This is a genomic window from Trinickia sp., assembly GCF_036503415.1.
Classification (GTDB): Bacteria; Pseudomonadota; Gammaproteobacteria; order Burkholderiales; family Burkholderiaceae; genus Trinickia.
The window spans coordinates 1-9,314 of the sequence record NZ_DASXWY010000099.1 but is presented as its reverse complement, the minus strand read 5'-3'; the positions used below and the strand labels follow the sequence as shown (position 1 = coordinate 9,314).

Below are 9,314 nucleotides of genomic sequence, written 5' to 3'. Positions count from 1 at the left end.
ACGCTCGAGCGTGTATCAAGGATGCGCCGGCACCATGTCCCGTTGCGGACCGGCCGAAGCCAGCACCTCGGCACGGCTCGCCTGCGCTTCTTCCTGCGTGAGCCCCTGAATCTGCACGTGGGCCGTCCCGGCCGTTTGCAGTCCGAGTTCACGCGCAGCCGCATACGAGAGATCGATCACGCGCCCACGCACGTAGGGCCCGCGATCGTTGATCTTCACGACGACCGACTTCTGATTCGACGTGTTCGTCACGCGTACATACGAGGCAAGCGGCAGCGTCTTGTGCGCGGCCGTCATCGCATGCATGTTGTAACGCTCGCCGCTGGCGGTCTTGCGGCCGTTGAAGCGCTTGCCGTACCACGACGCACGCCCGCTCTGCTTGAAGCTCGAGACGTCGGGAATGTCCTCGTCGAGCGGCTTGGCATCGGCGAGCTTCGGCGCCACATCGGGCGCCTGAGGTTGGGCCGAGGCCTCACCGTAACCCATCGGTGCGCCCGCGCGTGTCGCGAGCCGTGCACCGCTGGCACCTGCATTGCTGGTTTGCGTTGGCTGCGCGGCACAACCCGCGAGCAACCCTGCGGCGACGACGGAAACGGTACCCAGCCATCGGCGGAATCGATTGATGTTCATATGACGTGCATGCCACAGTGTCGAGCCACGACGCGTCGAAACATCCCTTCGCGAAGCGGCTCGGGCATCCGGACGCCAACACGCGCACCACCGAAAGCACGAATGCAAACGGTGCGCGAACTGGCGCTCGGGTGCGGCCACACTCGGCCGCAAGTTGCCCGGTTGGTATTCACGTCTGGCGCGACTGTCCCCAACAGCTTGACCAGACCCCACACGCCGTCGTCGTCGAACATGACTTGCACGTTCTGGCGCGTCGACTGACGCGAGGAACGGCGGCGTTGGCCTGACCGGCTATGCAGCCTGTTGGCTGCGGCAGACGCGTAGCGCCTGGCCGGTCAAGACGTGTGCATCGAACAATGCCGATACAGATCGAAGCCGCTACATTGACGGCTTCGCATTGAGAGCGATCGGCCCGCAGAACCTTGAAATGGGACCGATCAATAAACGGCAGCGCGGTCGGACCGCGCCATGTGAGAGGTATTGTACCAAAAACCGCGGGGAATCGAGCATCCCGGATACCTGCCCTGATTGATTCTTCCTATGATCGCAACAATGCGCATTGGATCGGACGTCTGCGACCTGGCCATTCGGCCGACCGGCGTGAAGCGGGTCCCGCCGGTACAATGAGCGCTTTCGGTTTCCTCCGGCTGCCTGCAGCGATGCTGCGCGCCGCGCCATCGCCCCTATGAAGGTCTTCGTCATCCCCGTCACGCCGTTTCAGCAGAACTGCTCGATCCTCGTTTGCGAGGCGACGCGACGCGCCGCCGCCGTGGACCCGGGCGGCGACATCGAGCTGATCGAGCGCGCGCTCACGAAAGAAGGCGTGACGCTCGAAAAGGTGTTCCTCACGCACGGCCACCTGGACCATTGCGGCGCGGCCAAGACGCTCGCGACGAACCATGGCGTGCCGATCGAAGGCCCGCAGGTGGACGAGCGCTTCTGGCTCGATCAGCTCGCGGCGCAAAGCGCGCGCTTCGGCTTTCCGCCGGCCGAGCCGTTCGAGCCGGACCGTTGGCTCACCGATGGCGATACGGTCAGCTTCGGCGAGGAAACGCTCGACGTCTATCACTGCCCGGGCCATACGCCAGGGCATATCGTCTTCGTCAGCACGAAGCATCGCATCGCGTTCGTGGGCGACGTGCTGTTCGCGGGCTCGATCGGCCGCACGGATTTTCCGCGCGGCAATCATGCCGACCTGATCCGCTCGATTCGCACGAAACTCTGGCCGCTCGGCGACGACATCACGTTCGTCCCCGGCCACGGGCCCACCTCGACGTTCGGCGAGGAGCGGCGCTCGAACCCTTATGTCGCCGACGGAGTCAGCGCGTGACGTCAGAAATCTATGTCAGTACCGATATCGAAGCGGATGGCCCGATCCCCGGCCCGCATTCGATGCTCAGCTTCGCGTCGGCCGCCTATACGCCCGACAAGCAGTTGGTCGCCACGTTCTCGGCGAACCTCGAAACGTTGCCCGGCGCCGCGGCTCATCCGGTCCAGGCGGCCTGGTGGAAGACGCAGCGCGAGGCGTGGGAAGCCTGCCGCCGCGATCTGCGGCGCCCCGAGGAAGCGCTGCCGGCCTATGTCGAATGGGTCGAAGCGCTGCCGGGCAAACCGGTTTTCGTCGGCATGCCGGCCGGCTTCGATTTCACGTTCATGTTCTGGTACATGATGCGCTTTGCCGGCCGCTGTCCGTTTTCATGGTCGGCGCTCGACATCAAGACGCTGGCCTTCGCGATGACGGGCCTGCCCTATCGCAAGTGCATCAAGCCGCGCATGCCGAAGCACTGGTTCGACGACCATCCCCATACGCACGTGGCGCTCGACGACGCCATCGAGCAAGGCGCGCTCTTTTGCAACATGCTGACCGACCTGCGCGCGTGGCAGAAGGCCGCGCCGCTGGCGGCATCGAAAGCCGATGACGCGGCGGTCGCCGCCGCAGCACAAAACGATACCGAGAGCCCGCCAAATTAGGTAATCTCCCTCAGTTTCCGTTCATTCGATTGCCTTTTGTTTCGTGCGCCACTACCATCCCAGAATGTGGCGGCCGAACTCGGAGGCGCGGATGACGCTCGATACCTTCTCTCAAAAAATACTGCGCCTGCTGCAGCTCGATGCACGCCGCTCCGTGCAGGAGATCTCGGACCAGGTCGGGCTCTCCAGTACGCCTTGCTGGCGACGCATCAAGGACATGGAGCAGTCCGGCATCATCCAGCGCTACACGGCGCTGCTGGACCGGGAGAAGCTCGGACTTCACGTCTGCGCCCTCGCCCACATCCATCTGACGCGCCACACGGAAGGTGGCGTCGAACAGTTCGAACGCGAAATCGCCACCTGTCCCGAAGTCACCGAGTGCTACAGCACCACCGGAGAATCGGACTACATCCTGAAAATCGTGGCGGCCGATATCAAGGCCTACGACGCCTTCCTGCACGACCGGATCTTCAAAATTCCGGCAGTCGCTCAGGTGCGTACGAGCGTCGTGCTACGCGAGATCAAGTTCGATACGCAACTGCCGCTATAAGCGGTCCAGGCGCTGCGATCCCGAGCGGCGCTCTGGTACTGGCTCGCACCGCGCGAACCCACCGCCGCCCGCCGCCCTATCCCTCAAGCGTGCCGGGCGGGCGATGTCGACGCGCTCTCGACGCGTCGCTGGACCGTGATGCGGCGCGCCCCAAGCCGCGCCTGCAGCTCGCTCAGGTCGAGCCGTTTCGCGAGATCCTCGTCGTGCTCTCGGTCGGCGAGTGCATCGGCAGCCAGCGTGATATCGACATCGAGCCCCGTGCTCAGGTAGTGCACGTTCAGTCCCGCGGCACGCAGCCCATGTTTGGCCAACTCGGCATCGACCAGCGCCACCACGGCCGCACGCGTCGGCAGGCGCGTCGTGGAGCGGCTCACGGCATCGTTTTCCGGGTCGACGTGAATCAGCGCGTCGATGATGCGCTTGTCCGTCAGCGCCCGCGCCCGCGCCGACTCGGCGATGTAATGCCCTTCGGAAACCGAGATCAGCGGATCGACGAGAATATGCGCGTCGACGAGGGCGAAGTCGCCCATCTTGCGGGTGCGCAATTCATGCACGTCGCGCACGCCCGGCGTGGTCATCAGCAGCTTGCGGATATCGGCCGTGGAGGTTTCGTCGAGCGCTCGATCGGACAGATCCTGCAGCGCGTTCCAGCCGAACACCCAACCCATGCGCGCGACGAGAAAGCCGACGATCGCCGCGGCGATCGGGTCGAGCAGCCGCACGCCCGCGAGACTCCCGCCGATACCGAGCGCGACGACGAGCGACGACGCCGCATCGGAGCGCGCATGCCATGCGTTCGCGATCAACATCGCCGAACGCACGCGCTCGGCCTCGCGCAGCATGTATCGGAACAGCGCCTCCTTCGAAAACAGCACGAGCACGGCCACGGCCAGCGCGCTGATATGCACGGGCGGTATGTTCTCGAGATCGGCCAACCGCGTGCCGGCGCGCCAGAGCATGCCCACCCCCACCGCCACCAGCAGCCCACCGAGGAACAGCGAGGCGACCGTTTCATAGCGCCCGTGTCCGTAGTTGTGATCGGCATCGGGTTTCTCGGCGCTCGCCCGATTGGCCACGAGCACGATGAAGTCCGAAATCAGATCCGCGAGCGAATGCACGCCGTCGGCCACCAGCGCTTGAGAATGCGCCACCAGCCCGACCGCGATTTGCAGCGTCATCAGGAGAAGATTCAGCGCGACGCTCGCATAGGTGGTCTTGCGTGCGACGGCGTGTTTTACGCCAGGATCGACGTCGATGTGAGGGTGCATCGGCTAACGGTTGAAATGACAGTCGGCAATCACCCCGATTCTATCAAGCCGCTTGCGGAAATGCTGTACTCGAACAGAAATTCGCTTTTAAATCAGTCGGTTATGAGAACGCAAACCATTCGTGTTTCGCGAGGGAGCCCGCGCTGTGATCGCCGCCGCATGTTTATTCATCCGCTCACGAAGTCGGCTTATCGCGAACAATCGTTAGACGAATAAAAAGCCGCGCATCCTCTTGGGTGCGCGGCTTTCTGTTCGCCCGAGGCGGCTTTTGAAAGCCGCCCCAATTGGCTTCGATTCAGGATTACCTTACTTCTGAATAAGGAATTCTTCACGATTCTGACCCGCGATCCAGCGCGGCGGCTTGCCGCGGCCCGACCAGGTACTCCCGGTCTCAGGATCGCGATACTTGGGCGCAACGCCTGCGCGCGGACGTCCAACCTTGCCTTGCTTACGGCCGCCGAGCTCGGCGAGCGTAATGCCGTAGTCGGCCATTTTTTGCTTGATCTCGTTCAACACTTCGGCGTATTCGCGCGCCTTGGCTTCTTCGATCTGCTTCTCCAGCTTTTCGCGTTGTGCGAGAAGTTCCTTGTAAGAAGACATACTTTCCCTTGTGGTTTCAGTAAATGACACCGATCTCACGCCGGTTAGCCATCTCAATACGTTGTGCCTCGGATATTTCGTGGCGAGATTAGCACAAAAATCATCCCCGGGAAAAGCCCAAAAAACCCAATTTTTGAAATCTGCGCTTTCCTTTTTCTTTCATACATTGCGCCCCCGCACATTGATGAGGGATTTACCCAATAGGGGTTTCACTTGATCATTTTCAGTCAGCGCCGCCGCACGCCATCGATATCTCTCCGCAGATGAAACCTCTGCCCGGCTATCTCATTAAAACGTTTCATCGGATGACAGTTTCGACGAACCGCGAGCTCGCCATGCAAGCTCCGCAACGGCGCAAGGCGCTTCGGCGGCGCGCTCCCGCGGCTAATCGATGCTCTCGCGCAGGCGCTCGACAAGCGCCTGTTCGAGTTCTTCGAGCGTCGTTTTGGGCGCATCGAAGATTACGCGCCGGCGCTCGCCGGCAACTTTCAAATCGGCGCCATAGCGATCGATACCGGCCAATTCGAAGTTCGATGTGCGTTTTACATCAGCCTCGAATTTCCGCGTCAGGAACATTTCGTCTTCGTCCGAAAGGGGATCGAGCGGGTCGAGCTCGTCGCCGTTCAACCACCCCATTGCGCCAAATCCGCCTATGAATCGGAGCCGTTCGACGTCCATCGCGAGAAATGAGAAATCACCCAGTCCCAGATAGCGCTCCGCAGCCGGGTGATAGCGCAAATACCGGCGCGCGACGGCGTTAGCCTCGTCGGCCGCGACCGGCGCGAACCGCCCGATCAGCGTGACGCGCGCACCGTCGAGCACGGCTTCGTTGGGCGCCTCGACGACGAGAAAGCCAGCGCGAGTATCGAGTTGCAGATTGCGCGTGTGCTCGGCGAGCCGGCTCACGAGAATCGTGGGGCGATGCCGCGCATCGGTCGCGAACGGCAACATGGTCGGAAAAGGAAAACCGTCGGGTTCGCGGGAATGCGTGGCCAGCGTGCCCACCGGCATTCGGTGCAGCAAATGTAACGGCGCATGAGCTGGAATGTTCATCGAGGTGTTCCCCTGGTAATTGGTGCTCGAGCGTCTTTGTCGGCTACAGGTCGAGTCCGCGGACCCAGCCGAAGGCCCGGCCCCGGGCAAGCCACGACGCGCTCGGCTAGAATCTTCCGTTCGGCTTTCATCCTAGCGGCTCGCAACGCATTTCGCCCGACATTTATTGCAGTGCGTGGGCGATGGCCGCGCTTTCCCACATTCTGTCTACCCGACTGTGTCCGACACGTCCGAATCCCCCTTGCCTCCCGCCGCGCACCGCGAGTTGCCCGTCGCCGCTCGCGAGCGTGCACGCTATGCAACGATGGTGCTGTTCTTCTTCGCGGGCATGGTCTATGCCTCGTGGGGCATTCACGTCCCGACCGTGCGCGACAAATTCCACCTCGACGCGGCCTGGCTCTCGGTCGCGCTCTTTTCGCTGACGGGCGGCTCGATCGCCACGATGGTCGTCAACGGAGCGTGGATAGCGCGCGTCGGCACGCGGCGCGCCTGCCTGGCGGGCGGCCTGCTCATGTCGGCATGTACCGCGCTGATCCTCGTCGTGCCGTCCTACTGGCTGCTGCTGCCGGTGCTGGCGCTGTTCGGCGCCGGCATGGCCACGCTCGACGTGGCCATCAACGCCGAAGCGAGCGCCGTCGAGACCGCGCTGGGCCGGCCCATCATGTCATCGCTGCACGGCATGTTCAGCATCGGCGGGATGGCCGGCGCCGCGGGCGGCGGCGCACTTCTTTCCGCCGGCATGGCGCCGGCGCTGCACCTCGCGCTCGCAGCGCTCGTCGGCGCCGCTATGCTCCTCGCGGCGTCGCCGTGGACCTTGCCGCACGTCGCCCTTCAGGATCACCCGCAAACGAAGCATTCGCGCGGCAACCGCTGGCGCACGCCCGCGCTTTGGGCGCTCGGCATCGTCGCCTTGATCGCGCTCGTCGCCGAAGGGGCGATGTACGACTGGGCCACCGTCTACATGCGCGATGTCGTAGGCGCGACGCCGGCCTCGGCCAGCGCGGGCTACGCGGCGTTTTCAGGGGCGATGGCGGCGGGCCGGTTCGCGGGCGACGCCGTCAGAGCCCGATTCGGCGCGGTGCAGCTCGTGCTCGTGAGCGCGTCGGTCGCCTGTGCCGGCATGATCGGCGCACTCGTGCTGCCGTTCACCGTGACCGCGCTCGCGGGATTCGCATTGATGGGGCTCGGCCTGGCGAACATGATGCCGGTGCTCTTTGCCGCGGCGATGCGCGTCAAAGGCATTCATTCGGCCGAAGGACTCGCCCATGTCGCGGGCATCGCCTACGTGGGATTGCTCGTCGGTCCCGTGCTGATCGGCGGCGTGGCGCAGGCGACGAACCTGTCTATCGGTCTCGCGGTCGTCGCCGTCTGTGCCGCGCTCGTGGCCTTGATCGGACCGAAGGTGTTGAAACGGCTGGGAATCTAAGCGCGAGATCGCGGTAATGCGCTACAGCGCCAACTGTGGTCGTTGCTCTGCATTGGGCCTCAGTAAGCGCTGAAGCGCTAACTGGGGCCGTTGCTCTGCATTGGGCCCCAGTAAGCGCTGAAGCGCTAACTGGGGCCGTAAAAAAAAAGCGCGTGGCCGCGAGAGCGGCACGCGCTTTCTTGTAGCTACTGCCCGGGCCGCCTGGAGCGGCCCGTCAGCGCACGGCAATGGCGTCGATTACATCGCCACTTCGTTCAGCAGCGTCTTCTTGCCATCCTTGTAGTGATACAGCGAGATCACGCCATGCTTGAGGTCGCCATGCGAATCGAACGTCGTTTCGCCGATCACACCCTTGTAGTCGGTGGACGGCATCGCGGCGAGGATCTTCGCCGGATCGGTCGAGTTCGCACGCTTCATCGCATCGACGATGATGTACACGGCGTCATACGTGAACGGCGCGTAAATCTGGATCGGCACACCGAAGCGCTTCTGGAACTTGGCCTGGAACTCTTCGCCGGCCTTGCCCATCTTCTCGAGCGAACGGCCTGCTTCCGAGCACACGACGTTGCTCGTCGCGTCGCCGGCGAGTTGCGCGAGCTGGTCGGTACAGACACCGTCGCCCGCCAGAATCTTCGCGCGCAGACCGAGCTGCTTCGCCTGCTTGGCGAACGGGCCGCCGGTAGCGTCCATGCCGCCGTACATGATCGCGTCGGGGTTCTCACCCTTGATCTTCGTCAGAATGGCGCGGAAGTCGGTCGCCTTGTCGTTCGTCGCATCGTGCGAAACGACGGTCATGCCGAGCGCCTTCGCCTTCTTCTCGAACTCGTTCGCGAGACCCTGGCCGTATGCCGTGGCGTCGTCGACGACGGCAACCTTCTTCAGCTTGAGCTGGTCATGCGCGTAGTTGGCCAATGCCGGACCTTGCTGAGCGTCCGTCGCCACCACACGGTACGTCGTCTTGAAGCCCTGCAGCGTGTACTGCGGGTTCGTCGCCGACGGCGAAATCTGCACGATGCCCGCGTCGCTGTAGATCTTCGACGCCGGGATCGAGGTGCCCGAGTTCAAGTGGCCCACGACCGCGACAACCTTGTCGTCGACGAGCTTTTGCGCCACTTGGGTGGCCTGACGCGGGTCGGCCGCATCGTCTTGCGCATCGAGCTGGAGCGTGATCTTCTGGCCGCCGATCGTGAGGCCCTTGGCGTTGATCTCTTCGACGGCAAGGCGCGCGCCATTCTCATTGTCCTTGCCGAGGTGGGCGATCTGGCCCGTCAGCGGAGCGACGTGACCGATCTTGACGACCTCGTCCGCCACTGCGCCCGTTGCCATCGCGGCGAACAACATCGCCGCCGCGCTGATCGGCAACACCTTTTGCATCTTGCTTTTCATGTAAGTCTCCAGTTTCGGTCCCAAAAACGGCATCCCCGCCCGTACCCCGCCTTCGTCTTATATCGTGTCGATCGATCCGAGGAGCGAGAACACCGGAATGCATCGTCATGCACTTGGTCTGGCACGCGAGCCGGCCAGTTCGTGACAAGCCACGCCTCGTGCTGCGCGCAAGTGTAGGGCAACAAATTAAAGTTGGGGATTTTTTTGAGAATCGGGACGACTACTAATAGTCGGTCGCCGGACTATGCGTGCGCTATCGGTATACACCCGCCGCTAACGCAGCGCCAGTGCGGGTTTTACGCGTATAGACTCTCGATGGCAATCGTTTTCTTTCAAAGCCAATATGCCGTATGTGCGATGCGGATAACCCGAATGCGGCAATCCGATGACATCCGCCGATGCGATGCTCAACGCATCCTTTCACTATCGG

9 protein-coding genes are annotated in these 9,314 nt (G+C 63.1%); 4 read left to right on the top strand and 5 right to left on the bottom strand.

Translation table 11 applies throughout. The features are described from left to right. Positions 1-15: 15 nt before the first annotated feature. Positions 16-630: a septal ring lytic transglycosylase RlpA family protein gene (locus tag VGL01_RS13440; RefSeq protein ID WP_331570049.1), complete on the bottom strand. Its 615-nt coding sequence runs from the start codon at positions 628-630 to the stop codon at positions 16-18. 685 nt (positions 631-1,315) lie between these two features. Between VGL01_RS13440 and VGL01_RS13435 the strand changes: the two genes are divergently transcribed. The 3 genes from VGL01_RS13435 (at position 1,316) to VGL01_RS13425 (ending at position 3,151) form a co-directional block, all read left to right on the top strand. Beyond that, positions 1,316-1,960: an MBL fold metallo-hydrolase gene (locus tag VGL01_RS13435; protein WP_331570048.1), complete on the top strand. Its 645-nt coding sequence runs from the start codon at positions 1,316-1,318 to the stop codon at positions 1,958-1,960. Then, positions 1,957-2,601: an exonuclease gene (locus tag VGL01_RS13430; protein ID WP_331570046.1), complete on the top strand. Its 645-nt coding sequence runs from the start codon at positions 1,957-1,959 to the stop codon at positions 2,599-2,601. The genes VGL01_RS13435 and VGL01_RS13430 overlap by 4 nt, the downstream gene beginning before the upstream one ends. 91 nt (positions 2,602-2,692) lie before the next feature. Then, on the top strand, positions 2,693-3,151 hold the full coding sequence (locus tag VGL01_RS13425; RefSeq protein WP_173256003.1) for an Lrp/AsnC family transcriptional regulator: 459 nt from the start codon (positions 2,693-2,695) through the stop codon (positions 3,149-3,151). 83 nt (positions 3,152-3,234) lie between these two features. Here VGL01_RS13425 and VGL01_RS13420 read toward each other — a convergent pair whose 3' ends face one another. The 3 genes from VGL01_RS13420 to VGL01_RS13410 form a co-directional block, all read right to left on the bottom strand. Further along, positions 3,235-4,419, bottom strand: a complete 1,185-nt coding sequence (locus tag VGL01_RS13420) for a cation diffusion facilitator family transporter (protein WP_331570044.1) — start codon at positions 4,417-4,419, stop codon at positions 3,235-3,237. 306 nt (positions 4,420-4,725) lie between these two features. Then, on the bottom strand, positions 4,726-5,019 hold the full coding sequence (locus VGL01_RS13415; RefSeq protein WP_173256033.1) for an H-NS family nucleoid-associated regulatory protein: 294 nt from the start codon (positions 5,017-5,019) through the stop codon (positions 4,726-4,728). A gap of 384 nt (positions 5,020-5,403) precedes the next feature. After that, on the bottom strand, positions 5,404-6,072 hold the full coding sequence (locus VGL01_RS13410; RefSeq protein WP_331570042.1) for a HugZ family protein: 669 nt from the start codon (positions 6,070-6,072) through the stop codon (positions 5,404-5,406). Positions 6,073-6,289: 217 nt separating this feature from the next. On the opposite strand from VGL01_RS13410, the gene VGL01_RS13405 reads away from it, so the two are divergent. Next, positions 6,290-7,498, top strand: a complete 1,209-nt coding sequence (locus VGL01_RS13405) for an MFS transporter (protein WP_331570040.1) — start codon at positions 6,290-6,292, stop codon at positions 7,496-7,498. Positions 7,499-7,735: 237 nt separating this feature from the next. Here VGL01_RS13405 and VGL01_RS13400 read toward each other — a convergent pair whose 3' ends face one another. Beyond that, a complete protein-coding gene (locus VGL01_RS13400; RefSeq protein WP_331570038.1) occupies positions 7,736-8,884 on the bottom strand; it encodes a branched-chain amino acid ABC transporter substrate-binding protein in 1,149 nt (382 codons plus the stop codon). Between the last annotated feature and the right edge of the window lie 430 nt (positions 8,885-9,314).